Raw genomic sequence first — 25169 nt, 5'->3', positions numbered from 1 at the left:
GATGGTAATGAAAAATATATCGAAACATCATGATATCCAACGAAAATACAGAGAAAAGACACAAAGCAAACAAGAATTAAACACTTATGCCAGAGGTTGGTTCTTGTTCATTTTATTTGCTGTCCTTTTCGTAGTATGGGGTTATTTTTTGGGCGGAACATTTATGCCTTATCGAACAATGTAAGAAAATGAACGTTAATATTTTTATGGTACTATAAATTAATGTCATAAAAACCCCTAACATATAACGTACATATAGGAGAATAGAAGATGGATTCTAAGCAATTATTTTTAAGAGAAATACATAATATTATCAAAGAATATTCAGAAATAGGGGAACAATTAAAACAACCTCCTAAGGAATTACCGTGGGAAGAATTCAATTTAACTAAAGATGAAATAAATTCTTTAGAGGCCCAGGAATTCACAGATGAAAGTATTAGTGCAATTGAAAAAATCGTAAGAGATAACATAATGGGCGCCTTTCATAGTGCTTTTTGTTTACTTGATGGAGTAAGTGATCCTGTATTGGAAAATGATGATGACATATGGTTTGGCTTAAAGTTGGTGGAAAAGCAGGAAGAGGAGGACGAAGAAGATTTTTTACATGATGAATTATATAGTTCATATTGGGATTGGCGAGAGTCGAATAAATAATAAAAATAAAAAATAAGTAGATAGCTATAAAACCCCTTAAAAAGGGCTTTTTATTATGTTGCTACCGATAAAGAAACATTATGTTAACTAAGTTTTTAAGATATATCTGTAGAATAAACTTTGATACAAGCTAATGGGAGATTAAGCATAAGAAAGGGTTCTTTCAACGATTATGAAAGAACCCTTTTAAAAATTATTTTTGTTTTTTGTTTGCTTGAGCGTTTTGACGCTTCACGTGTTGTACGTCAGTCTCGCTTGCAAATTCTGTACCGTATTTACCAGAAGATGCTTGAGCATTTTTTTGCTTCACATGTTGTACGTCTGTTCCTGAAGCAGTCTTGTTAGAGTATTTGTTTTCCATTACTATCACCTCCACAAGAATTAATATATCCAAGTGAAGAGCCAGTATCCTTAGAATTACCTGGTAAGAAAAACTTGAAAATTTCAGAAGATATTGGGCACATCGCTATCAGGAATCAGAACGTATTTAAAAGCTATAGTAATCAACATTAAGTTTTAAAGCTAAAAATAGAACAACCTGCTGTCACTCTCAGCAGGTCGTTCTATCAGGTAACATGTACAAGAATTCTTTGTGTAATTTTAGAATAGATGTACACCTTAAAATAGAGAGGTGTATAGAATCATGAAAAAGAATAGGCTATTTTTAATACTGTTAGTTATCACTTGTTGGTCCAGCTTTTCATTTATGAAGAGCAAAGATTTTAAACGTTTTCTTCCAGCATCCATTGCTATCTGCATGGTGACTAAATACCTTAATTGTTATGCTAAGAGGAAGAATTTTTGGTCTTTTAAACGCAGTATACATCCGAAAATTCCTGGTGAAGATGTGTGGACATGGGGGCCCTTTTTTACCGTATCTATATGGGTGCTTAAATCCACATACCGCAAGTTTCCTCTGTATATAGCTGTAAATTTTATGATACATACTACATTCACATTCGTAGTTGTACCCAAATTAAAAAAGACAAACATCTTTACGCTGAAGAGAATTAATCCGTTTCAGTATGTAACCATTTTGACTGTCAGACAACTCCTGTTATATGGTTTTCAATATATGAGTGAACTTATTATGTCGAAAAAGTGAAAGATTAAATTAGATAATGGGTAGCATTTCCTTATTAGGTATGTGATAAAAGTATCTGCTCATAAGACACGACAAACTCCTGCTGAATAGCTAATTGTTTCTTGAGTTGTCTCTACTCGAGAGTAGAGACAGCTTTTTTAACACCCTCATCTCTTTTTTCTCGGTTATCACAAACTTACTTAACTATGTTATTTTTGTTTTAATATGTAAAAAAGGGTAGGCATTTTAAGAATCAACTAAAATAGGAGGAGATCAAATGAGAAGAGCGAAACAAGCTGTTATAGCTTCAACTGTAGTTTTGGCTATGTTAGACGCCATTAGCTCTACCGAATTTAGGAGGTTCTGCTGGTTCCGCAGATGCAGCTAAAACGGCTGACAATCGAAGCGGTTTTGTCAAAGGAGCAAGAGAAAAAGCTTTCTATAAAGCAGGTGAGCAATATAACGTAATTGTAATGAACTTGAGTCAAGGTTACGATGAGAAACTATAAGGCATTCAGTACTTTGATAAGGTAAATTATGATGGTGGGACATTTGGAGTGTGGGTGTTTGAAGGTGGAACATTTGTTAATGAAGGGGATGGGGGATATGATAACTGGGCCTTCAGAGGATGGTTTGAACGCACAGGAGATGACGATAAAACCGTCAATTTTCATAAAAGAGTTTAAGTTGCTTCTCATTAAAATAACGTTTATTACATATTCTTAATAAACATTATAATGCTTTATTTCGTTTTGTTGTGAAAGAAACCAAAACTCGTTATACTGTATACAAATTAGGGAGGAGTCATTATGGATAAAAGACAGCAGTTAATGAGTGAACTTATGGATTTGTGTAATGAAATAATCTGGCGTAATAAACCGGAAGTAGAATTGGCTTTAAAGGACTATAAGTTGAGTGAAATAGAATTAATCGAAAATATTGCTCTGATCCCAAATGCAAATGTAACAAAGCTTGCAGCTGCAAGCTACATGACTCGAGGTGCTATAAGTAAGCTTACTAAGAAGCTGATAGCTAAAAATATGATTGAGAGTTATCAAAGTGTTGAAAATAAAAAGGAAATATATTTTCGCCTAACAACCAATGGACAAAAAATAAATGATGTCCATCAAGAATTACACCAATCTTTTCTTGAACGTGATAAAGAAGTATTTAAGTACATGACCGATGAGGAATTTGACACTATTTTTCGTTTCATTGGTCGATATAGACATCATCTGAAAAATATCACTGAGTAAGTGGTGTTTTTTTTACGATGATTTATTGTTGACGAGGAAACAATAAAGAAGTAAACTTATATTTGTTTCCTTAGAAACAATAAATCCGAAGGAGAACTATCATGGATACTTCAATAAATAAACATGCCCTAACGTTTGGGTTTATCACTGTCTTCTTAACTGGTCTTGGATTGACTATAGTTAGCCCTGTTTTACCTTTTTTAGTAAAGACTTATACTAGTAGTCCCAATAGTCAGGCTACTGCAGTAACATTACTTACGTCTATATACGCTCTTTCTGTCTTTTTGGCTGCACCAGTCTTAGGTGCGTTAAGCGATAGATATGGTCGTCGTCCAGTATTAATTATTAGTCTTATTGGTTCTGCTCTTGGTTATTTTATCTTTGGACTTGGAGGTGCACTTTGGATTCTCTTCCTTGGTCGTATCATAGAAGGTTTGACAGGTGGCGAAATTTCAGCGATTTTTGCTTACTTTGCAGATATCACCCATTCAAATGAACGCACTAAATACTTTGGTTGGATTAGTGCTGTTGTTGGGATTGGCACTGCTCTGGGCCCTATCATTGGTGGTGCACTTGCAACTTTCGGAAACGGTGTTCCTATGTATGCTGGTACGGTTATCACATTGCTTAATGCCATATATGGCTATTTTTTCATGTCTGAGAGTCTTGAGAAGTCCAGACGCTCTTCCAGTATATCTGTTAGACACCTTAATCCATTTATACAATTATCAAAGGTTTTTTCCTTTAAATCTGTTAAATGGCTGCTAATTGCTGGGTTCCTAATTTGGATTCCTAACGGATCATTACAAGCTATCTTCTCTCAGTTTTCAATAGATACATTTGCATGGCAGCCTATATTTATTGGTCTGACATTTTCTGTAATAGGTGTACTGGATATCTTTTCTCAAGCAATCATTATGCCACGGCTACTCGAATTTTTGACGGATAAAAAAATTGCTCTTTTAGGCATGATAAGTCAAATTATTGGCTTTATCCTTATTGCGATTTCAGCCCTTACAGCTTTTTATTTAGTCTTTATTGCTGGGATGGTTTTCTTCGGACTGGGTGATTCGGTCTTTGGGCCATCATTTAATGGTATGCTTTCAAAATCTGTTAGTGACAGTGATCAAGGTCATATACTAGGGGGAGCTCAAAGTATTCAATCTTTAGCCCGGTTCATGGGACCAATTATTGGCGGTCAGTTGTATTCAGTAGTTAGCCACACTACTCCGGCAATCATGGGTGTAGGATTGATTGGTATCTCTACTCTCGTTTTATCAAAAAAGCAGCGTTATATTTAATAAAAAACAACCATTAAACAAGAACAGAAGAACTGCTTCTTCACCGATAGCAATTTTTTCTGATTTATAACTGTATATCTTATACGCGTTTAGGTAACATAAAATCTCTTTCCAGAACATACAAAAAAGAGAATAATAGGAAGGCAAGGGTTCTCAAGGAGTTTCTTGTTATGAAACATGCAGATTTTTATACATTTTTGAAACGATACTTATTCTGTTAATCCAGGCAATGAAAGCAATGTATAAAAAGTGCATCTTATAGATATATACTCTTCTAAAAAAGATAGTATACGAAGGGGTAAAATGGTAAAAGTCATTTGTCTCACACATGGATATATATGAGCCTGATAAAGAGCAATTCTGTAATCAAATAACAAGTTTTCCCTTCTCACAACAAAATTTGTATGACAATCTTTCAAATAATATGTTACAATGACTACAGATCTAATATTTCTTATATTTTAGTATAGAAAATCTAAATTCCCAAAAAGCACCCTTACTCTTCAATGCCATTAACGATGAGGGTGCTTTTTTCTATCCCTATTTATCCTTTAAAGTTAATTAGTTTGAATGGAAATGTTTAATTCAATTAAGAAAAGACCCTTATGCTGTTAATGTAGCAAGGGCCTTTTCTTTGACTATATATAAGTATATTCAACTGGAATTTTGAACTATTTTCTCTAAGCAATATAGTAAGAATAAAAAGATTTTTATGTATTATTTTTTGTTTAACATTGGAGAAAAAGTCATAATTAAATATTTAATATGTCAGGAGTTATAACCAAGTTGTAGATTATTTGTATGTTTTACTGCTAATGTAAACATAATTATTTGATAATTCAGATATATGTACAACTGAACAATAAGTGAAGTACACAAATTAGTTAACTAATAACTATATTTCTGTTTTACAATGAACAAACTAGACAAAGGAGCAAGATGATTTGAAGAAACGTTACGCATATCGAGACAAAAAAATAATGACCATGAAGATTGTTACTGACATGACAGGACTTTCTGAAAGGAAAATCCGTTATTATGAAACCAAAAAGCTTATTTTTCCTGCACGCACACCTTCGGGCACCCGAAGATATTCCTTTTCTGACATTGAAACACTAATGGATATTGCAGAAAAAATAGAAGAGGGCGTGCTCACTCGAGAAATTCGGGATGATTTTTATAAAAGAGGAAAAGGTATTCGTAAAGCAAATAAAAGATTGTAGACTAATTCACTATTACTTTTCTACAAATTCCACTTGATAACTTCACAGCTAAGCAGCAATTGTTATTACCTCACTCAAGATTAATACTTTTACATTTAAATAAGTTGAAACGAATAGCTTATATGGGGAAGGGGCCAATAATATGAAAAAATTTATAGGGATGAGTATTAAAAATAGTATTTGTACAGTTGAATTTATTTACTTGTATGCATTGCTCTCTTTTGTGGAATTACACGTTGTTATCGTAAAATCACTGTCGATGAAGTAATTTTTCACCCCAAAAGATGTATATTATATATACCTTTAGTTGTCAAACTATTTCTTATCACCAACCACATCAACGTCTATCATTTTTAAAACTCAGTATTAGAGCTTATCAGCTTAATTATTTGCATCAATTACATGTAGTCACTGCTGTTAATATCAATGTTTTAAAGAACAGCTACAATAATTTTTTTTATATTAATTAGACCTTATTTCTATTTCAAATCCCGTTTTATACTCTATCCGTCATGCACACATGTTCTGATGTACCCACCAAAGTTTGTTTTTATGAAATAAAATTATACACATGGATATAAAGAGTAAGCTCACTTGAATTAGAGGTTACCCTTCGCTGTTCTTAACTGCCTTATATATTTATAGACTACCTCATTTTTATAGTAATTGCCCATACGTTTCAAGAGATATGTTACCCTCTACAAATCTTTTGAAGGTGATCAATGCAGCGTAGTTGAAATTGCTATAAAACTTATATGACATAGATATTACTAACATATATGAATAATAGGAATGATTGGTTTCTCCTTGAATGAAATGGGGATTAGTAAAAGGACAGTCTTAACAACCTTAAATAGGAGGGAAGAAGATGTTTAGTGATTGGAAAGAAGAAATTCAAGCTCATTTAATCAAAGAAGGTTATAGCGTTAGAGAATTTTTAGGTGAATCCCGAAGTTGGTATTACTTTAGAGTCAATAGTATTTGGATAGGTGACCATATAGTTAAAGTCCAAAATGGATTTCTAGGTTATTTAAAAGAAAGGGTTAGTGGATAGAGAATAAATTGTTTAAACAGCACGACCATAAAGCATTTTAGGAAAAAAGACAAACCGAAAGTAAAACATATTTTTCTACGTAGAGATTAAAGGTTAAATCTTAAAAATAAAAAGGGGGTTCTATAAAGAACTTTTTTTGAAATCCTTTAGTGGTATCAAAATCCTGTTTAATTACAGTTGTGCTTATATATTTATATCTAATTATTTGTTATTAACAGTTAAAAAAAGATCACAGAAGACAGTCTTCTATTTGGCTTTCCTTAGACTAACACACTTACATCCATAACCTCTAGAGTAGTGGATCAATAGGTCTTTGTTAATTAAACTGATTCTGTTGAGTAAATAGTAAAGTAGCTCGTTGAGATCAATAGTTTTACTATTTAAAATTAGTAACGACAAATAAGGCCTTTTTCTGATCGTAATATATATTATATAGTTTTTAAAAAAATGACGTAAATCTAAAAGATATAATGGTTTCTATATAAAAAGTGTTGTGGTTATACGAAATATAAAAAAGGCCAATAATCGTATTGGTCTTTTTTTATGAGATAAATCTACTTGTTTAGACGTCTTAAAATGGAGGAAATACTATATATTTCTCTTTAAAATAGAAAAGCCCTCTAACCGTTTCACGATCAGGGGGCTCCTTTCATTATATCATACTTAGTTTGTTAATCTTTCTTCAGGCGATATTATAATTTATACATACTGACAATGTACTATACTTCAATAGAGCATAAGATCACAATAAGATCACAAACAGAAAAAACACGATAGTAATTATTGCTTTATAGGGTATACACAGTGTTTAATTGATTTAATCCCATACTATGGGACGATCAACCTCCATTGTTCTTAAATATTGTAAGAGTTGTCCAGCGTGTACGGACTCGTGATAACCTATGCGCATTAACATATCTCCTAAAGAACGAACGTAGCCGACATCTGAGCGATCTATTTGAATATCTGTTAAATCTGCATTCGAAAAAGTACTTATCATTTCTAAAAATTGCTGATGATATGTTTCTGCAAACTCTAATTCACTTCTTACAGAAATTAATGGTTTTTTTTCGAAAGGAGAGTCAAATTTTTTTAAGCTCCCTTTATTTTTAATAGCTAGATAATAATAGTATTCTGATTCTAAGACATGTCGAATCATTTCTAAGCATGTCATAGCTTCTTTATCTGGCTTCCAATTCAATTTACTTTGAGGAATTGCTTCCCATATTTTTATACTTCTTCTTCTAATCTCTTTTATGTTTAATAATATGATTTCCGTTGTGCTCATTCTTACTTCCCCCTTTTCACTAAATTAGATTATTTTACCAAAAAGAATAATATCCAATTAACCTTATTTCAAATGCTTATGGTTCTTATAAAACCCACTATGCTAACTAAAACTGTATAAAGGGAAGAAGGCCACGTTAAAGATCCTCTTCTTTTATAGAATTTAAGATTATATGTAAAGCTTTACGAGCAGTTTTTCAATTTTGATTATGCTCATAAATAGGTATATCCCTTTCTACTATAAGGAAACATCAGGTGCAAAGAGACCAAATAATTTGTTTTATTTGTTTCTTCCCTGACACTAACATAATAGGGTGGAGAAAGATACCTTTATGTGAATAGCACATTAGCAAAAGGGTTTTTCCTTTTTAAAGCAGAATAGGTTCCTTAAAAATCATAAAGGGGTTGATTTCATGTCTGAACAAATGAAAGATATACAAGTAATAAGGCTTTAGAATTCTCAAATTCACTTGTGTGATGAGATTAGAAAGTTGTTAATAAAAAAAGAAACAAGGAAGTTACCTTTTGTACAAGAGTATACAGAACATGACATAATAGACATTGCTTTAAACAGATTAATGAGTGAGTTAATATCCAGACATAAACATGTATAGTTAGTGAGTGGATTTAATAGATAATTAAAGAACGAATGTTAAAGCAGCCTAAGTGTTATTAGACTGCTTTATCTTTTCCTGAAAAATATTTTATGTTAACTAAATAAGTATAAAATATACAGCTGTAAAACAGAACAACCTACTGCTCCTGTACAGTAGGTTGTTCTGTTGGGAATACGAATATGATTTTAGTGGTAGATACCTCACGGCGTCTTAAGTAGTTTGATCCGTATAGAAAAAATTTATGTAAAAAAACAAAAAATTAGTGTTTTCTTATATTTACAATTTTAGCAACGTTCTCTAAATGGATGCTTAACAGCGTCTTTTCTATTAACCATTAAAAGGAATTAATATAAAAATAATCCTTTGCTGATAAAGGCAAAGGGTTTTTAAATTTATTGGAATGGGGGGAATATGTTATTAGTCTGGCCAGATTTGTAGATTCATATACAGATATACTTGAAAATAAATGTTTTAGTGAATCATTTTTCTACAAAAAATATAAACCATATAACAAATAAGACCTAGTGACAGCTTAACAATATTTTGTTTGAAAGGAGTTTGTAACTTTTTAATAGAATCATTATGAAAATGAACAGATAATAAAATTTCACACATAAGGAGATAAAACCATGGAAAAAACAACTTACTAAGAATGGACAATGTCAGCATTGTTGTAGAATCCCTTGATGACGCAATTTCTTTTTTTGAAGAGATTGGCTTGAGTCTCGAAGGGCGCACCACTGTCGAAGGTCAATGGGCTGGCTGCGTAACGGGATTGGGTTCTCAGCGCGTAGAGATTGCGATGTTGGTTACTCCAGATGGCCACAGCCGGATTGAACTTTCGCGATTTCTCACCCCATCTATTGTATCAGATCACCGAAATACTCCTGTAAACGCTCTGGGCTATCTACGCGTTATGTTCACAGTTGAAGACCTTGACGAGATGGTGTCCAGACTCATCAGGCTTGGTGCTCAGCTCGTTGGCGAAGTGGTTCAGTATGAGGACTCGTATCGGCTCTGCTACATCCGTGGAGTAGAAGGACTTTTAATTGGTTTGGCAGAACAACTTGGTAATAAATAATTAAGCGATACTCTACCCCTATCTCGTATTTACTCAGTAATCCTATTTTAACTTAATTATGGTATTTTTGTTTTAATGTGTAAAAAAAGGGTAAATGTTTTAAGAATCAACTAAAATAGGAGGAGATCAAATGAGAAGAGCGAAACAAGCTGTTGTAGCTTCTGCCGTAGGTATAGCTATGTTAGCGACACCATTAGCTCTACCGAATTTAGGAGGTTCTGCTGGCTCTGCGGCAGCTGCAGAAGTTGGAGCAGACGTAGGGATTGATCCAGTAGCGATTGGACAAGCGATTGCAGATGCAGCTAAAACAGCTGACAATCGAAGTGGATTTGTTAAAGGAGCAATGGAAAAAGCTTTCTTTGAATCGGGTCAACAGTACAATGTAATGGTAATGAATTTAAGTCAAGGTTATAATTCTGATCAACTACAAGGTGTACAATATTTTGATACTGTAGATTACGATGGTATTACGTTTGGAGTTTGGATATTTGAAGAAGGTACGTTTATTAACGAAGGCGACGGAGGATATGATAACTGGGCCTTTAGAGGATGGTTTGAACGTACAGGAGATGACGATAAAACCGTCAATTTTCATAGACCTTAATTAAAATAGAGATAACAAAAAATTTAAAACGGTAATAATAAGAAGAGCCTTCCCTTTTACCATTAAAGGGGAAGGCTCTTCTTATTATGCAACCGGTTTGGCTATTTAGAAAAAGTATGAGAATCCCAAACTTTAGCGTTTCTCTGTCCAACAATAAAGGAAAGTATTGTTTTTACATACAGAATAAGCATATTGTTTTTAGTTAAAGTACATTGATTAACTTTAATAAATGCCTAGATAACTCTAAATCATAATTTATCTATACACTTTTAATTATATGAACATTATTTACGTAGATATTAAATTGGAGATGTTTACTTGTATGAATGCTCACTGTCGATTTACTCTTAGCTTTATCTTATGTATATTATTTGTTATTTGTTTTGGCATCTTATCTGTACTTATGCACCACCAGATATTGACTCAATTTGATTATGCCCTTATATCTTTTATTCAAGGGTTCGAATCATCTCTAGTAACATCTGTCATGAATACCTTTACTTTTATAGGGTCTACACCTTCTGTCGTTACTCTTTCTCTTTTGAGTCTTTTCTTTCTATATAAAGTATTACATTACATCATCGAAAAGAGCTTATTTTATTTATCGCCATCGTTGGAGGACATGTCATATTAAATCAATTATTAAAGGTTTCTTTTCAAAGAGATAGACCTAATTTACATAGGTTAATTGAAATCGATGGTTATAGCTTTCCAAGTGGTCATGCTATGAGTGCATTTGCTGTATATGGTGCTCTTTCATTTCTATTATGGCATGATATCTCTACAAGGTGGGGACGCATAGCTTTAATCCTAACTAGTAGTGTAATAATTCTAATGATTGGAATAAGTCGTATCTATTTAGGTGTACATTACCCTAGTGACATTATTGGTGGTTTTCTTGCTAGTGGTATTTGGCTTGCACTATGTATTTGGTTTTATCAAAGGTATCAAGAAAAATATTTTATGAAAAGATATAAACGTATAAACTAACTCATAAAGAATAGTTATTATGTTACTTCCAACTAATATAACAAAAAATAAAAAGTTTTTAATCGTGTCATGTAATCCTTATTGTTTTATAAAAAATTAAATTAATGTAGTTATGAGATATAATAGGTAATGTATTTATTTAAAAATAGCGTTAACTATTACATAGATTGTAGAAAAATACGCTATTTGTCGTCAGTTAGTGTAAATGATAAAACCTAAATAATATATGAAGTACTTTAGTATTTACTTATTAAAATATCGAAAATAGATAAGGTTACAACATTTATTTTTAAAGCTATTCGCAGAGCCAATCGGTGGATTGCTGATTTAATTAGAGGGAATGATGTTCCTTTTTTAGTTTGTTATAATGAAAGTACATATAATACGGGGGGCAGAGGATTTAAATATGATACTTATTAAAAACAGTGAAGAAGTAATAAGAGAAGCGAAGTATCAACTTCACCTAACTATGGATGATTATCAAACCAAAATTATCTCTATTTTTGATAAACAACGTATTCTTGTGAATCAACGAATTAGATTGATGATTCTCCTTTCGGATATAAAAGAGCAGGCTGTATTAATTGGAAAACACTCTGCAGCCAAAGGGAGATTAGAATATGAAGGACAGGATCAACTAATTACAGAAGTTGTAGATGAAGTTCCTTTCCAATACAGTAAAGAGACAGTAACTGATTTGGAAAATAACATACAAATTAGTAAAGGCGAAATTGAAGAGCTAGCAAAAGAGTGCGGATTAGATACGGAAGAAACAATTAATCTCAAGGCTCTTTTACTTAATTTAAAAGTATCAAGTTACATAAATGGACATTATGAAATGTATGTAAAAGATAACACTTTATCCTGCAAAAGAACCTAGAATGTTAGGATAAAAACAGTAAATATTTACATATAAATAAAACTAATCAAGATGTGTTGAGACATTAGTACTCAATCATAAGGTATCTGCGTAACAGAAAAATTACTATACGAAAGCAGTATTTATCTATATTTAAGCTTTATACTTCATAAATTTTCAGTTACCATAATGGAATTTATAGGTAGGAGTAGTCTTGATAATATTTCCAATTAGTGTATAGTAAAGAATAATTTTTTATTATATATCTAAGAGGTGTGATTGCTATGGAAAAGTTAGACTATGAATGGGTAAAACAAACAAGACAGATTTTACTAGATCAGTGTAAAGAATTAAATGAAGATGACTTTACGAAAGAGTTTGAATTTGGGTTTCAAAGTATTAGAGACTCTTTAGTTCATGTAGCAGGTTGCTATCATGCTTGGTTAGGTTCTTTTGTTCTTTCAGAAACCTCATCACCACTACTTACAAAAGAAGTCATTAACACTATGCAGGTAGAAGATATTAAACGTTATTTTGAACAAGCTGATAGCTACGTAGAAAAGGTATTCGAGCAATTTACAGATAAATTTGATGAATCTATCGAAAAAGAACTTGCTTGGAGAGCAAACAGTGGTGTTATAAGAAAAACACCTCGTCAATTGCTTGTACATTCAATTACTCACGAATCACATCATAAAGGACAAATTGTAGCTATGTTACGTCTACTTGGGCATACGCCTAAAAATACGGACATATTAGGGCTATCTGCAAAAGAACTTACCAAATAATAAATTAAAAAAATTTGCCTAAAAGAGCACATTTTTATAACAATATATGTGCTCTTTGTTATGTATATCATATGCATTGCTAGTTTAGTCGGGTAGGCAGGCACTCTCACGAGTGCCCGCCCCCCTAAGAACCGCACGTGACAGATTTCTCGTCATACGGCTCAAGCCTTCTTTTTATCCGAACAACTTATTTAATACATGGTACGTGTACTAATTTAGCAGCTTTACCTATAGAAGTTTCTAAGTTTCGCACTGTAACTTCTTCGCCATTTTGTAGAGTGTGTTTACATAATGCGCAACGATAACCTTGTTTTTTTGCGAGTTTCATTCTGTCTAGCGTATTTTCGCTATTGAAGACCTTACGGTCTCGCTTTTCCCAATATCCTTTTAGGTTCGGATCATCTGGACTGTTCTTATAGGCTACCATCACGTGTCTTTCTATTTTAATCCAGGCCATCTTCAACAATTGAATATTAGTAAGTGGGCAGGTGAGAGTCCATTTATTATTTCCACCGTGGTTGGGTTTCTTAAAATAACGCTTAGTAATCCACTTCCACGACTTCTTTGGGTGTAATTGTTTAAGATGTTTGATTAACTTAGAGAAAACATAATGGTCCATATAACTAAACGTCTTTTTGGAAACGACATGTTTCCAATACTGTCCGTAACCTCTAATAATAGGATTTAAGACACGTATAATTTCTTTTACTGGTCGTCCTCTCATCCTTGTGAACGTATCTTTTATCTTGTTTTTAGCTTTTTTAATACTATCTTTGCTAGGTTTAATGAATAACTTCTTTCCTTGTCCTGTTTCGTATTGACGCAGCGAGAAGCCAAGAAAATCGAACCCATTATCGATATGTGTAATCCTAGTTTTATCGGCGCTGAGTGTAATTCCTCGTTTTTGTAAATAAGGAATTAGATTTTGATACATACTTTTAGCTTGTTCCTTCGTTTCGGTTACGATGACGAAGTCATCAGCGTAGAGAACACGTCCTACCTTACATTTGGGATCGATTTTATATCCTCCGTTTGATTTGTACGTCTTTTTATAGACAATACCAATCTCTTCTTCCATACCGCATAAGGCGATATTAGCTAGAAGGGGAGACACAATTCCCCTCGCTGGCAATTTTGTGATAAAGGTTCAACAGCAAATAAAGGCTTAGCTATTTTTTCTAAAAGAATTTGTGACATAGCTATTTCAACTCCTACAATTAAACAGTTAATGTTCACTAGTAAACAAAAACTATTTTAAATCCAAATATTTGTAAAAGTCAACATTTTTTCTTTATTTTGTAAATAAATAAGTGTTTTATCTGCAAATATAATAGGTTTTAATTACTATGAAATCTCATTTTATTGTATGAAAATGAGATTTTACATTCATTTAATAGCTTGTTAGTAGTATAATGTTTACTAGTAAACATTAATCATTTATACATTAGAAAGGTAAGGAACCAATATGTCTCTATTATCTAAACAGTTAATATACGAAAATTATTTGCAATTATTACACTTGAATGAACAAAAAGCTGACTCAGTCTCCCAAACATTTTTTGATTATCTTGATGAAAAAGAACTGCACGAAATAGGAGCATTACCCAGTAATATGAGCAGCATCCACGTGATTGAATGCATCGGAAATAATGGACCTATAAATAATATAGGGATTGCGACTAGGATGAATTTATCTAAAGCAAATATCACAAAAATTACCCGAAAATTAACGAAAGATGAGTTAATTAGAAGATTTCAATTAGCAGACAATAAGAAAGAGGTTTACTTTAAGTTAACAGCAAAAGGAAAACAAGTTTTCGACCTTCACGAAAAACTACATAGCAAGAGGAAACGACAATTTTATAATTTAATTGATGATTTCTCTGATGACAAACAAAAAATTATATTAGAATTCCTTGAAACGATGATTAATGGATTAAGACAAGAATAACCAAATTAGGTGCTTTTAGAATGTCAAACATACTTTTTATATGGAAAAACTTATTTACAAGGTAGGAGATTTATATGGGACATACAAATACAAAACCTATTTTTATCTTATACGTCGTTTTTATAAGTGCATTTTTTGCATCTTTAAATCAAAATATTTACTCGCCTATTATTCCGTTAATTAAGGATTCATTTGATGTGAGCACAACATTAGTCAATCTAACTGTTTCATTGTTCATCTTTATTACAGCTATTATGCAAATAGTCTACGGTACCATTCTTGATTTTAAAGGAAGTCGTTTTATTCTTCTCCCTAGTCTTATGCTTACAGTATTGGCTAGTATTGGGTGCGCTGTTACAAGTAACTTTACGTTGTTTCTCATTTTTCGATCTTTGCAAGCCCTCGGAACAGCAGCTATTCCATTGATTGCGGCTGCTACAATAACGGATCTTTTTGATGGGGAAGAACGTGGAAGTGCTATGGGAACTTATCAAACCTTGTTATCCATTGCTCCCGCAGTAGCTCCCATCTTAGGCGGATTCATAGGAGACCGATACAATTATGAGGGTGTTTTCTGGTCATTAGTGGGTACATCTATTCTTTTACTCATTATCAATATATTGTTTTTTCCTAAAGACCCAAAAAAACACAAGACAAGCAAGAGGAACGGGCTTCATTTTTATCGTGTAATGGTGAAGGACAAGATGGGAAGTATATTGTTGTCATTAAGCTTCTTGAACTTTTTGATTTACTTTTCTGTTCTAGTTTATCTCCCCGTATTATTAACAAGCCACTATCATCTAAATCTAAAGCTTGTTGGTTTGCTTTATCTGCCTATGACGATAAGTCTTATAGCCGGAAGTCTATTATTTAAATACATTCAAAAGAAGATTTCTCTTATAAATGTATTTACCTTTACTAATTTTTTAATTGCTTTTAGTGTTATAGGGTTTGGACTCACACATACTGTTTCTTTATCCCTTATGTCGCTAAGCCTATTCATTTATGGAATGGGAATTGGCATTTTAACACCTTCTTATGCAACTATATTGACTCATCAATTTGAGCAAAACCGAGCTAGTGCTATGGGAGTATTTAACTTTGTCAGATATACTGGTATGTCCATAGGCCCCATTTTGTCGGGTACATTACTAGAAGTTTTAAGAGGTGAAATCATATTCACAATGTTTGGGGTTATTTTTGGTATTATAAGTATTTTTGGATATTTACTAGTGTACAATACAAAAAACATAGATAAAAATAGCCCTACCAATAAACCATCTTTTTAAGTGAAAATATCTAACTAATTACATATTTAGAATTAAGTGTTGACATTTACAAATAATATAAATTATAATTTCATTTATTGGAAATAAACATGTTGAGCGTTGAAAAGGACACGAATTATTTTTATATTTCTTTACAGAGAATAGGGTCTTTGGCTGTGAGCCCTTAAGAAAGAGAGATAATTTACCACCTTGGAGCTTTATTAGTGAAATAGTAGTAATTAATAACGTTTGCGACGTTACAGCACCAGAGCCATCAATCTATTTTTTATATTGATGGGAATTTGGGTGGTACCACGTGTGAAAACATACTCGTCCCTTACTTAGGGACGAGTATGTTTTTTTTTTTGACTTTATTTAAATGGGAGAGGTTATTATGAGTAAAGATTTGATTCAAATTCGCTTTTTAGATGGAAATGAGAAAGAGTTCTCAAAAGGTATTACGCTACATACTATTGCAGAATCGATTAGTTCTAGCCTAAAGAAGAAAGCCGTTGCGGGTAAAGTAAATGGAGAATTATATGACTTGCATCGATCTATTAATCAAGATGCAGAAATCGAAATCTTAACATTAGAGTCTGACGAAAGTCTAGAAATTATGAGGCATACAACAGCTCACATACTTGCTCAGGCAGTAAAAAGAGTACATAAGAATGTGAAATTAGGTGTAGGACCGGTTATTGAAGATGGATTTTATTACGATATGGATCTTTCTACAACGATTGCTTCTAATGAGTTGCTACAACTTGAACATGAAATGAAGAAAATTATTAATGAAAATCATCCTATTGAACGTACTGAAGTGACACGCAGTGAAGCTGAAAGAATATTTAGCGAAATAAATGACGAGTTGAAACTCGAGTTATTACGTGATATCCCTATGAATGAAACAGTTACGATTTATAAGCAAGGAGAGTTTTTTGATTTATGTCGAGGCCCTCACCTACCTTCTACTGGAATGGTTAAGGCGTTTAAATTAACAAAAGTGTCGGGAGCTTACTGGAGAGGTAACAGTGATAATCAAGTGTTACAACGTGTATATGGCGTAGCTTTTCGTTCTCAAAAACAGTTAAATGAGTATGTATTGTTTCTAGAAGAGGCAGCGAAAAGAGATCATCGAAAGTTAGGAAATGAGCTAGAATTATTTATGTTTTCTGATGAAGCACCTGGAATGCCTTTTTATTTAGCTAATGGGCAAATCGTTAAAAATCAGATGGAGCAATTCCTACGATCCGTTCAAGAAAAGCATCAATATGAAGAAGTACGCACACCTTTTATGATGAACCAACAATTATGGGAAAAATCGGGTCATTGGGATCATTACAAGGATAATATGTATTTTTCAGAAGTTGATAACGCTAAATTTGCCCTAAAGCCTATGAACTGTCCTGGTCATATGCTTATCTTTAAAAATAAGCTCCATTCCTATAGAGATTTACCAATCCGCATGGGGGAATTCGGCCAAGTTCATCGTCATGAATTCAGTGGGGCTCTAAATGGATTGTTAAGAGTACGTACGTTTTGTCAAGATGATGCTCATATCTTTGTTACTCCTGAACAAATTGAGAGTGAAATTAAATCGGTCATTGAATTAGTCGATTATATCTACAAAACATTTGGTTTTGAATATGATATTGAACTTTCAACTCGACCAGAAGACTCCATGGGAGAAGATAGCTTATGGGAACTTGCTGAAAGCTCTTTAGAAAACGTATTAAAAAAATTGAACTTTGATTATAAACTGAATGAAGGCGACGGAGCATTTTATGGTCCTAAAATCGATTTTCATATTAAAGATGCCTTAAAAAGAAGTCATCAATGTGCAACAATTCAATTAGACTTCCAGCTTCCAGAAAAATTTGATTTGAATTATATTAACGAAAAGAACGAAAAACAGCGTCCAGTTGTCATTCACCGTGCAATTTTTGGATCTCTTGACCGTTTCTTTGGGATTTTAATTGAACACTTTGGAGGTGTCTTCCCAACATGGTTGGCACCTGTACAGGTAAAGGTTATTCCCGTATCGCTGAAAGCTCACCAGCAATATGCACAACAAATTAAAGAAACGTTAGGACAGAAGGGAATTCGAGTAGAGTTAGATAATCGAGAACAAAAGCTCGGATATAAGATTCGAGAAGCTCAAGTGGCTAAAGTTCCTTATATTTTGGTATTAGGAGATAAGGAAATGGAAAGTAACTCCGTAAATGTACGAAAACACGGAGAGGAAAAGTCTGAAACGTTCAATTTGGATAACTTTATTGAAAAACTTCAGGATGAAATTGTTGAAAAGAAACTGAGATAATGAACAAAAAGAAGGTTCCTTAACATTCGACAAGGAACCTTCTTTTTGTTCTAATAATCATGTTTATGGTAACAGGATCTTGAAGGATCGATGATAGTAAAAATCAAAAAAATTTAAAGCGCTGAGATTCGCATTAATTGTTCTTGTTCTATGTAAAATTAAAGTTAATCTCCTTTGAGAACGTTTCTCCACTTATTAAATAGAATAAGAAATTTTACAGTCCTTAAAAGTATAGTTTTTTAGACACCTTTGTATTTCCCAAGTATCTAACATAACGAATAAATTACGTGTAGTTGGCCCTTGGTATCATACATATATCTTATAGTCTTTTTATTCTTCAGGGCCTATCAGTTGTTCACCTTGATAAAGTTCATATACGTACGGATTGTCAGGCTGGTCAATGGACTCAATCTGTTGAACCTGAATATAGGGGACATTTTCTCCATTATACGTAGTTTTTTGTATTATCCCTTTTATACGAACCCAGCTATCGTTTTTTAATGTTGACGCATTTTCCAATTTAGATAATAAACCGTATACAGATGCATCTGCTGCACAACAAGATATCCCAAAGCGAGCAACAACAAATTGGTTATCTTTAAATCCTTTTTCACGATATACAAAGCCATTGACCTCGATTTTTTTCCCAATGAACTGCTCTGTGTTGTTTTCAATAATATTCATAACTGGAATATAATCGGTGTCATTTATAGAAATCTTCGTTTGTTTGACTAGCTTCTTTTCAAGTAATTCATAGAAACCTCTAGGAGCCACTTTAGCAGCAAGACTATTTTGATGTGTTGTTGGAACATTCTTTGGTGCTTCCTCTGAATTTCCAGACAATAAATCATTCGTATCTTTTTCTAGTTCTGAATTAGTGGCTTCAATGTTTTTATCACTTCTGGTTTGTTGCTGAGTATCAGATTCAGTAACTGAAAAAGTTAATCCTCTTTTTACTGCAACGGAACTGTCAAGTGTGTGATTAGAAAATAAAAAGCCCGTCATAATAGGTAATAGAAATAAAGAGTAAATAAACGTTGTTCGAATTTTGCCTTTTTCCGCATGATCGTGACCGCATTCGCAAGTTAGATTTTTATTTACGCTACTTCGCCAAATTTGGATAATGCCCAACAAAAAAAAGGTGCCAGAAGAAAATAATATAAAAGGCATCATTTTGGGCGCGATAAATTGAACGATTTTACCCGTTAATATAAGTTTAAACATAAGTAGTGAAAAGCCAATTAGTAATATCCCCCTTATATAGAGAACAAACTGCTGATCAATTTTTTTCATACCACTTCTCCTATCTACTTACTAACTATTCCATAAGTCATGACAACGAGATACACAATCACAGTGATGATAAAAATAAGGCTAAATGCGAAACGTTTTTTAAAAAAAGACAATAGCATAATTGTGTTTTTAAAATCCATCATAGGCCCATATAGTAGAAAGGCAAGAAGAGCTGTAGGTGAAAATGTATGAGAAAAAGATGAAGCAACAAAAGCATCTGCTTCTGAACAAAGTGACAGTACATAAGCAAATCCCATCATAACGGCAGAAGACATATAGTCATTGCTTGCAAGGTTCGTTAATAGTTGTCTATCTAAAAAGGTTTGAAATAGACTTGCCACAAGCGCCCCGAATAATAAATATTTACCCATATCGAAAAATTCATCACTAGCATGATACAACGTTTGCTTTAACTTATTACCTACTTTTGCGTCCTCATGTTCATGAACGTGTACATGTCGTAGCTGATTCGAATTTTTAAAAAAGAAATAAACGGATAGACCAATTAATAGACAAGCAACAACAGCTAGTCCCATACGGCTGTAGACGATGGATGTATTTGATTGAAAGGCATAAAAAGTAGCAGCAAAGACAACGGGATTTAAAATGGGGGCCCCCACTAGAATGACAACCCCGATATGAAGAGGCATTCCTTTTTTTAATAACCGCCTTATAACTGGAATAATGGCACATTCACAAACGGGTAGAAGGGCGCTTACTAAAACAGCAGGTAGAAGCGCAATATATGGATTTTTTGGAATCAGACGTTGAACAAGTTCTTCTGAGACAAATACTTGAATAAGAGCAGATGCAAATACTCCAAGCAAGATAAAAGGGATAGCTTCAAGTACAATACTTAAAAAGATTGAGTTTACATTCAATAGAGATGCTGGAATGGCTAAATCTTTTGTATTTATATCAACAAAGAAAAAACAGTAACCAAAAAGCACTAGTAACAGCACACCTGTTAGGTCTTTACTTAACTGTGATAGAGTTGTCATAATCTATCATCTCACCTCCAATTACTAGAACTATATGATAAAGTTTAAACACATTATGCAGCTAATAAGAAAGAGTTAATATAAAAAATATTTAAAAGATAAAAACCTTAAAAATAATAATTATCCCTTAATCAAAACGTAATGTTTACGATTTGATATATGTTATGTAAAAAGCATAAGGTATAGAACTGAGAAATATAGATACGTTTAGTTTTACAATTTCTTATCTTATTATTGAAAATCAGTACTAAAATACTGTAAATTTTAGTACTGATTTGTACGTAATAAAATTTACAATATTTTAATACTTATATTGTTATAAAATATATAAGTTGGTAAAATAAAGAAAAACGATTGGTGGTAGCTAAACATTGATGAGCATTAAAGAGAAGATACTGATGAAGCATGTAGAAAGAAAACTACATAAGTTACAAATTGATCTTGTGCATTTTATTCCAGGAAGAATTAGACTTCGTTCAACTGTTTGGAAAGAGAATGAAAAACTAGTTAAATTAATTATTTTAAATTTGAAGTCTCAAACCCTTGTCTATGACGCAGTATTTACACCAGATACCGGGAGTTTACTTATTACATATAACGCTTCTTATATGACAAATAACAAAGAGCTTGAAGAGTGGTTTCAACTTATTGAACAAATATATCAAGAAGAATATAGAGCTTAAGGAAAGGGAGGGATGAGCATGCTTCCTACTATAATTGGTTTAGGTGCCTCTTTTATTGCTCCAAAAATTATGTCTCAATTCCGTGATCAAAAAATAAAAGTATTGCATGCGATGCCGGGGCGACTGCGTATACAATGTGACAGTTGGAAGCACCGTATCATTGCACATGCTCTAACGGAAGAAGTAAAAAAACATCCTCTTATTTTAACATCGGAAGCTTCAGAACTAACCGGAAGTTTAGTGCTTCAATTTGTTGTACCGCATATTAACCAGGAAGAGCTAGACGAACTGATGAGTTATATCGTACAAATAGCATCTAACGCCATTTTAAACAAAGATGCTACCTTAATGAATGGTATGACTAACACACTTAGATTGATAGATAAAGGGATTAAAAAGCAAACCAATGGCTTTGCTGACTTTGATAGTTTATTTGTTCTCTTTTTATTAGGAAAAGGAATTCAGACGTTTGGAAGTGCGCCTGCTTTCTCTGCAAGCTTACTTTATTGGTCATACAACATCATTAAGGATAAGGGGGAAAAGAATAGGTGATGATGTTCGGGGTAAAGTTAGCTCATTCTCTCCCTGGAAGAACCCGATTTTATATACCTAAACAGCTAGAGACAAACCATATTGAAACTTGGTTACGCTCTTTTCCAGGGGTATATTCTGCAAACTATAATCAAGTAACCGGAAGTCTACTCATTTATCATCATATTACTCTCTCTTTATACAGTCTAAAATCGTTCATCCATAAATATAAACATACACTCAAGCAAGCAGCATGTTCATGGAAAAAGGCTATACCTATCATAGCTTGTGGAACTATTTTTTTAGTTAACTGGTACCTTCAACGTTCTTCGTATCCTGCTATAGTAAAAGTACTTTCCTATTGGGTTAGCACTTTTACTGCTATTAGTACTTCCTATGATGTAATTAAAGATGGTGTTCTTCATGTCCTAAAAGAACGAAAAGGGAATGCTAATACATTAACAGCTGCTTCTATATTCGCTTCTTTGTATATGAAGAATCCAGGATCGGCTTTAATTATCACTTTGATGTCTACTATTAGTGAGCTATTAACAGACTATACGTCTGAACAAACCAAGCATTATATTCACTCCGTTCTAAAATTAGATGTCTCATATGCCTGGAGAGTAAAAGAAAAGGGTGTTGAAGAAAAGGTTTTAGTCGAGGATATTCAAGTTGGTGATAAGGTTGTAGTTTTTACTGGAGAAATGATCCCCGTGGATGGAATCATAATAGAGGGGAACGGTACAGCAGATGAGGCCTCAGTTACTGGGGAGTATATGCCGCGAGAGGTAAGTGGTGGAGATAATGTGTACGCTGGAAGTGTCTTGCAGAGTGGACATGTTACCGTAACAGTTGAAAAAGTAGGAGAAGATACATCTCTCTCTAAAATTGTGAAACTGTTGGAGGAAGCACAAGATAAACGCGCTCCTATTCAAAATATAGCCGATACAGTAGCTGAAAAAATGGTTCCTGTTTCTTTTGGTTTGGCACTGCTTACATTTTTCTTCACTCGAAACCTTAACAGAGCGATGAGTATGTTAGTTATTGATTTTATTTGCGGGATTAAATTATCAACGGCAACAGCTTTATACGCATCCATCGGACGTGCTGCAAAAGAAGGGGCTATTGTTAAAGGCAGTCATCATATTGAAAAGATGTCTAAACTAAATACAGTTATTCTTGATAAGACAGGAACTATTACAGAAGGAACGCCTGTGGTTCAGCAAGTAATTGCTGCTGAAGGCTTTAATCAAGAAGATGTTATTCGTTTAGCTGCAGCAGCTGAGAAAAATTCTACCCATCCTATTGCTGATGCAATTATGAAGCAAGCGAAAGAATGGAACATTTTAATTCCTATTAGAGACAATAATGCTCAAGTAGAAACAACGGTAGGAAAAGGAATTTCCACTTGGCTAAATGGTAAAAGAGTTGTTGTTGGAAGTTTACGCTTTATGAATGAATTAAAAGTCAAAACAACCAACTTACTTCAACACATGCAAAACGACGAAAATGTGATTTATGTAGCTTATGATCAAACACTTGTAGGAGTAGTTAGCATTTTTGACAAAATACGTTCTGGTATGCACCGCGCAGTGAATAATCTTCGACATCAAGGTATCAACGACATCATTATGCTTACTGGAGACAAGAGAACGGTTGCAAGAGAGATGGCGCGTCGCTTAAAACTGAACTGGTATCATGCAGAGGCTTTGCCAGATGATAAAGCCTTTTATGTGAAGAAGTATGGGAGCACAGGAGCTGTCATGATGGTAGGTGACGGCATTAACGATGCACCAGCTTTAGCTCATGCTCATGTAGGTGTAACGATGGGTGCTAAACGAACAGACATTGCTTCAGAAGCCAGTGACGTTATTATTACGTCTGATAACCCAGAAATGCTTTCTGAATTAGTTGGACTATCTAAAAAGACCATGAACATTATTAGACAAAACTTTATTGCCACGTTTGCTATTAATGGTATTGCAATTTTATTCGGTGCTTTAGGTATCTTCTCTCCAATTGTGGGAGCAGCTATTCATAATGCGGCCACTATTGGTGTAGTAATAAATAGTGCAAGAATTTTATGGTTAGGGAGGGAAACTAATGAATCCCAAATTCTACGTTCTGCATGATATACCAGGTCGTATTCGATTTCATATCCCAGCATTGAGAGATAAGAAAAATCATGTGGAAATAGAGCATATGTTTTCTGCTTTAAAAGGTATAACGAGTGTGAGAATAGAACCCACCATTCAAACCATGCTTATTTACTATGATGTTTCACAACTTTCTCGCAATACCATTTTTCGTTATGTATCTATCTTTTTTCAGCAAACGCGTTTAGATCCATTAGATGATATTATGATTCAAATGGATCCTGCCACACGAAATGATTGGCTACGTACATTGTTTTCTGGGGGATTACTTCTATTGGCAGGTATTCGAAAATCATCTTTTTATAAACCAGATGCACTCGTATATGGAGCAGTAGTTGCAACAGGCTATACGGTCTTATCCCACGGTACGAGCAATAAAATGAGGCACCCAGATATTTTAACCGGCATTGTTACGATGTTATCTCTAGGGCCATCAAATATGCTATATGTAGCGATGATTACATGGATTGTGAATGTGTTGGAATTGTTACATGAAAAGCAGAAAGTGCAATCACAAAAGCTATCTACAATTACGTAAGATATTCATTCATACCTTTTGTATGAATTGATATAAAAAACTTAGGATTATGGGGGAGTTTTATAATGATTAATCGCGATTTTCTAATGGGATTTGTATCAGGAACAGTGGTAGGCGCAGTAGGCTACCGTTTATATGAACAAAACGGTGGGCAATTACAACGTTTGGTTCAACCTAAACAGGCATATGGTGGACAACAAACTATTTCATCTTATCAACCTTCTATGGAAGAGCTTCAAGCACAGAAAGAGCGTCTAGAAGATATGATTGCTGAATTACAAGTAAAATAATGATAAAAAGAGTGAGGGATAGTTCCAGGCTAACTCTCACTCTTTTTATTCATAATGAGGGAATCATTTTTAAATGATGAAACGCTTATTTACCGTACGCTAAAAAGTTTCTTGTGGTAAACTCTTGTTATTATTATATTCTGCAATTTAAAAATTATCAATAATTATAGAGGGGAATGTTCTAATTTTACAAATGATCAGAAGGAGTAATTTACTTTTTATTTATACAGCGTTAAAAAGTTACAAATAAGATTCTAGACTTTACCTCTATAACTTTTGAAGAAAATTGAACGTACCGACCGTAAAAGTATACCTTTACGAACCTATCATTTAC

At 33.4% G+C, this 25169-nt stretch carries 24 protein-coding genes and 1 other annotated feature; of the genes, 19 read left to right on the top strand and 5 right to left on the bottom strand.

The window, feature by feature from the left end; genetic code table 11:
• The first annotated feature begins 7 nt into the window (after window positions 1–7).
• Window positions 8–184, top strand: coding sequence for a hypothetical protein (locus tag AC2YJL_RS15185; protein WP_487374796.1), 177 nt, complete (start codon window positions 8–10; stop codon window positions 182–184).
• 86 nt (window positions 185–270) lie between these two features.
• A complete protein-coding gene (locus tag AC2YJL_RS15180) occupies window positions 271–657 on the top strand; it encodes a hypothetical protein (protein WP_230932385.1) in 387 nt (128 codons plus the stop codon).
• A 193-nt stretch (window positions 658–850) separates the two neighbouring features.
• Here the strand turns inward: AC2YJL_RS15180 and AC2YJL_RS15175 are convergent, their stop codons facing one another.
• Window positions 851–1018 (bottom strand): gamma-type small acid-soluble spore protein, encoded by a 168-nt coding sequence (locus AC2YJL_RS15175; RefSeq protein WP_053074040.1) that lies wholly within the window; start codon window positions 1016–1018, stop codon window positions 851–853.
• 1532 nt (window positions 1019–2550) lie between these two features.
• Between AC2YJL_RS15175 and AC2YJL_RS15170 the strand changes: the two genes are divergently transcribed.
• The 4 genes from AC2YJL_RS15170 (at window position 2551) to AC2YJL_RS15155 (ending at window position 6575) form a co-directional block, all read left to right on the top strand.
• Window positions 2551–2997, top strand: coding sequence for a MarR family transcriptional regulator (locus tag AC2YJL_RS15170; protein ID WP_098113792.1), 447 nt, complete (start codon window positions 2551–2553; stop codon window positions 2995–2997).
• 101 nt (window positions 2998–3098) lie between these two features.
• Window positions 3099–4298 carry an MFS transporter gene (locus AC2YJL_RS15165; protein ID WP_230932386.1) on the top strand — a complete coding sequence of 400 codons (1200 nt, stop codon included), beginning with the start codon at window positions 3099–3101 and terminating at the stop codon, window positions 4296–4298.
• A gap of 944 nt (window positions 4299–5242) precedes the next feature.
• The gene (locus AC2YJL_RS15160) at window positions 5243–5521 is read left to right on the top strand and encodes a MerR family transcriptional regulator (RefSeq protein WP_050688991.1); all 279 of its coding nucleotides are present in this window, start codon (window positions 5243–5245) and stop codon (window positions 5519–5521) included.
• Window positions 5522–6389: 868 nt separating this feature from the next.
• The gene (locus tag AC2YJL_RS15155) at window positions 6390–6575 is read left to right on the top strand and encodes a hypothetical protein (RefSeq protein ID WP_230932387.1); all 186 of its coding nucleotides are present in this window, start codon (window positions 6390–6392) and stop codon (window positions 6573–6575) included.
• Between the two features lie 817 nt (window positions 6576–7392).
• Here AC2YJL_RS15155 and AC2YJL_RS15150 read toward each other — a convergent pair.
• The gene (locus AC2YJL_RS15150; protein WP_230932388.1) at window positions 7393–7863 is read right to left on the bottom strand and encodes a DinB family protein; all 471 of its coding nucleotides are present in this window, start codon (window positions 7861–7863) and stop codon (window positions 7393–7395) included.
• A 1268-nt stretch (window positions 7864–9131) separates the two neighbouring features.
• On the opposite strand from AC2YJL_RS15150, the gene AC2YJL_RS15145 reads away from it, so the two are divergent.
• The 5 genes from AC2YJL_RS15145 to AC2YJL_RS15125 all read left to right on the top strand — a co-directional run bounded on the left by AC2YJL_RS15145 (window position 9132) and on the right by AC2YJL_RS15125 (window position 12801).
• A complete protein-coding gene (locus AC2YJL_RS15145) occupies window positions 9132–9560 on the top strand; it encodes a VOC family protein (RefSeq protein ID WP_487374795.1) in 429 nt (142 codons plus the stop codon).
• Window positions 9561–9690: 130 nt separating this feature from the next.
• Window positions 9691–10164, top strand: a complete 474-nt coding sequence (locus AC2YJL_RS15140; RefSeq protein WP_230932390.1) for a stress protein — start codon at window positions 9691–9693, stop codon at window positions 10162–10164.
• Window positions 10165–10731: 567 nt separating this feature from the next.
• Window positions 10732–11154 (top strand): phosphatase PAP2 family protein, encoded by a 423-nt coding sequence (locus AC2YJL_RS15135; protein WP_487374876.1) that lies wholly within the window; start codon window positions 10732–10734, stop codon window positions 11152–11154.
• 406 nt (window positions 11155–11560) lie between these two features.
• Window positions 11561–12034: a hypothetical protein gene (locus AC2YJL_RS15130; protein WP_164797703.1), complete on the top strand. Its 474-nt coding sequence runs from the start codon at window positions 11561–11563 to the stop codon at window positions 12032–12034.
• 263 nt (window positions 12035–12297) lie between these two features.
• On the top strand, window positions 12298–12801 hold the full coding sequence (locus AC2YJL_RS15125; RefSeq protein WP_195694592.1) for a DinB family protein: 504 nt from the start codon (window positions 12298–12300) through the stop codon (window positions 12799–12801).
• A gap of 187 nt (window positions 12802–12988) precedes the next feature.
• Here the strand turns inward: AC2YJL_RS15125 and AC2YJL_RS15120 are convergent, their stop codons facing one another.
• Window positions 12989–13915, bottom strand: a complete 927-nt coding sequence (locus tag AC2YJL_RS15120) for a group II intron maturase-specific domain-containing protein (protein WP_487374794.1) — start codon at window positions 13913–13915, stop codon at window positions 12989–12991.
• Between the two features lie 351 nt (window positions 13916–14266).
• On the opposite strand from AC2YJL_RS15120, the gene AC2YJL_RS15115 reads away from it, so the two are divergent.
• The 3 genes from AC2YJL_RS15115 (at window position 14267) to thrS (ending at window position 18340) form a co-directional block, all read left to right on the top strand.
• Window positions 14267–14752, top strand: a complete 486-nt coding sequence (locus AC2YJL_RS15115) for a MarR family transcriptional regulator (protein WP_487374793.1) — start codon at window positions 14267–14269, stop codon at window positions 14750–14752.
• Between the two features lie 74 nt (window positions 14753–14826).
• A complete protein-coding gene (locus tag AC2YJL_RS15110) occupies window positions 14827–16041 on the top strand; it encodes an MFS transporter (RefSeq protein WP_487374792.1) in 1215 nt (404 codons plus the stop codon).
• A gap of 90 nt (window positions 16042–16131) precedes the next feature.
• Window positions 16132–16361, top strand: a binding site (T-box leader).
• Window positions 16362–16414: 53 nt separating this feature from the next.
• Window positions 16415–18340 (top strand): threonine--tRNA ligase, encoded by a 1926-nt coding sequence (thrS, locus tag AC2YJL_RS15105; protein WP_487374791.1) that lies wholly within the window; start codon window positions 16415–16417, stop codon window positions 18338–18340.
• Between the two features lie 330 nt (window positions 18341–18670).
• On the opposite strand, the gene AC2YJL_RS15100 is transcribed toward thrS, so the two are convergent.
• Both AC2YJL_RS15100 and AC2YJL_RS15095 read right to left on the bottom strand, forming a co-directional pair.
• Entirely contained in the window at window positions 18671–19633 is a 963-nt protein-coding gene (locus tag AC2YJL_RS15100; protein WP_195694588.1) for a TIGR03943 family putative permease subunit, read from the bottom strand.
• A gap of 14 nt (window positions 19634–19647) precedes the next feature.
• Window positions 19648–20634 carry a permease gene (locus tag AC2YJL_RS15095; RefSeq protein WP_230932394.1) on the bottom strand — a complete coding sequence of 329 codons (987 nt, stop codon included), beginning with the start codon at window positions 20632–20634 and terminating at the stop codon, window positions 19648–19650.
• Between the two features lie 398 nt (window positions 20635–21032).
• Here AC2YJL_RS15095 and AC2YJL_RS15090 point away from each other — a divergent pair, with 398 nt between their 5' ends.
• The 5 genes from AC2YJL_RS15090 to AC2YJL_RS15070 all read left to right on the top strand — a co-directional run bounded on the left by AC2YJL_RS15090 (window position 21033) and on the right by AC2YJL_RS15070 (window position 24835).
• Window positions 21033–21317: an HMA2 domain-containing protein gene (locus tag AC2YJL_RS15090; RefSeq protein WP_050691359.1), complete on the top strand. Its 285-nt coding sequence runs from the start codon at window positions 21033–21035 to the stop codon at window positions 21315–21317.
• Between the two features lie 18 nt (window positions 21318–21335).
• On the top strand, window positions 21336–21869 hold the full coding sequence (locus AC2YJL_RS15085; RefSeq protein WP_195694586.1) for an HMA2 domain-containing protein: 534 nt from the start codon (window positions 21336–21338) through the stop codon (window positions 21867–21869).
• On the top strand, window positions 21869–23983 hold the full coding sequence (locus AC2YJL_RS15080; protein WP_487374875.1) for a heavy metal translocating P-type ATPase: 2115 nt from the start codon (window positions 21869–21871) through the stop codon (window positions 23981–23983). Before AC2YJL_RS15085 ends, AC2YJL_RS15080 begins: the two co-directional genes overlap by 1 nt.
• Window positions 23955–24545 (top strand): HMA2 domain-containing protein, encoded by a 591-nt coding sequence (locus AC2YJL_RS15075; protein WP_029714746.1) that lies wholly within the window; start codon window positions 23955–23957, stop codon window positions 24543–24545. Before AC2YJL_RS15080 ends, AC2YJL_RS15075 begins: the two co-directional genes overlap by 29 nt.
• Window positions 24546–24610: 65 nt before the next feature.
• Complete coding sequence (locus AC2YJL_RS15070) at window positions 24611–24835, top strand: hypothetical protein (RefSeq protein ID WP_011106165.1); 225 nt, start codon at window positions 24611–24613, stop codon at window positions 24833–24835.
• Window positions 24836–25169 lie beyond the last annotated feature (334 nt).

Source organism: Priestia sp. SRI_019, assembly GCF_057586255.1.
This window is presented reverse-complemented; position numbering and strand designations above follow the sequence as displayed.

Coding starts and splice junctions, on each gene's coding strand:
- AC2YJL_RS15185 (WP_487374796.1), top strand. CDS start 8: ATGAAAAATATATCGAAACATCATGATATCCAACGAAAATACAGAGAA.
- AC2YJL_RS15180 (WP_230932385.1), top strand. CDS start 271: ATGGATTCTAAGCAATTATTTTTAAGAGAAATACATAATATTATCAAA.
- AC2YJL_RS15175 (WP_053074040.1), bottom strand. CDS start 1,018: ATGGAAAACAAATACTCTAACAAGACTGCTTCAGGAACAGACGTACAA.
- AC2YJL_RS15170 (WP_098113792.1), top strand. CDS start 2,551: ATGGATAAAAGACAGCAGTTAATGAGTGAACTTATGGATTTGTGTAAT.
- AC2YJL_RS15165 (WP_230932386.1), top strand. CDS start 3,099: ATGGATACTTCAATAAATAAACATGCCCTAACGTTTGGGTTTATCACT.
- AC2YJL_RS15155 (WP_230932387.1), top strand. CDS start 6,390: ATGTTTAGTGATTGGAAAGAAGAAATTCAAGCTCATTTAATCAAAGAA.
- AC2YJL_RS15150 (WP_230932388.1), bottom strand. CDS start 7,863: ATGAGCACAACGGAAATCATATTATTAAACATAAAAGAGATTAGAAGA.
- AC2YJL_RS15145 (WP_487374795.1), top strand. CDS start 9,132: ATGGACAATGTCAGCATTGTTGTAGAATCCCTTGATGACGCAATTTCT.
- AC2YJL_RS15140 (WP_230932390.1), top strand. CDS start 9,691: ATGAGAAGAGCGAAACAAGCTGTTGTAGCTTCTGCCGTAGGTATAGCT.
- AC2YJL_RS15130 (WP_164797703.1), top strand. CDS start 11,561: ATGATACTTATTAAAAACAGTGAAGAAGTAATAAGAGAAGCGAAGTAT.
- AC2YJL_RS15125 (WP_195694592.1), top strand. CDS start 12,298: ATGGAAAAGTTAGACTATGAATGGGTAAAACAAACAAGACAGATTTTA.
- AC2YJL_RS15115 (WP_487374793.1), top strand. CDS start 14,267: ATGTCTCTATTATCTAAACAGTTAATATACGAAAATTATTTGCAATTA.
- AC2YJL_RS15110 (WP_487374792.1), top strand. CDS start 14,827: ATGGGACATACAAATACAAAACCTATTTTTATCTTATACGTCGTTTTT.
- thrS (WP_487374791.1), top strand. CDS start 16,415: ATGAGTAAAGATTTGATTCAAATTCGCTTTTTAGATGGAAATGAGAAA.
- AC2YJL_RS15100 (WP_195694588.1), bottom strand. CDS start 19,633: ATGAAAAAAATTGATCAGCAGTTTGTTCTCTATATAAGGGGGATATTA.
- AC2YJL_RS15095 (WP_230932394.1), bottom strand. CDS start 20,634: ATGACAACTCTATCACAGTTAAGTAAAGACCTAACAGGTGTGCTGTTA.
- AC2YJL_RS15090 (WP_050691359.1), top strand. CDS start 21,033: ATGAAGCATGTAGAAAGAAAACTACATAAGTTACAAATTGATCTTGTG.
- AC2YJL_RS15085 (WP_195694586.1), top strand. CDS start 21,336: ATGCTTCCTACTATAATTGGTTTAGGTGCCTCTTTTATTGCTCCAAAA.
- AC2YJL_RS15080 (WP_487374875.1), top strand. CDS start 21,869: ATGATGTTCGGGGTAAAGTTAGCTCATTCTCTCCCTGGAAGAACCCGA.
- AC2YJL_RS15075 (WP_029714746.1), top strand. CDS start 23,955: ATGAATCCCAAATTCTACGTTCTGCATGATATACCAGGTCGTATTCGA.
- AC2YJL_RS15070 (WP_011106165.1), top strand. CDS start 24,611: ATGATTAATCGCGATTTTCTAATGGGATTTGTATCAGGAACAGTGGTA.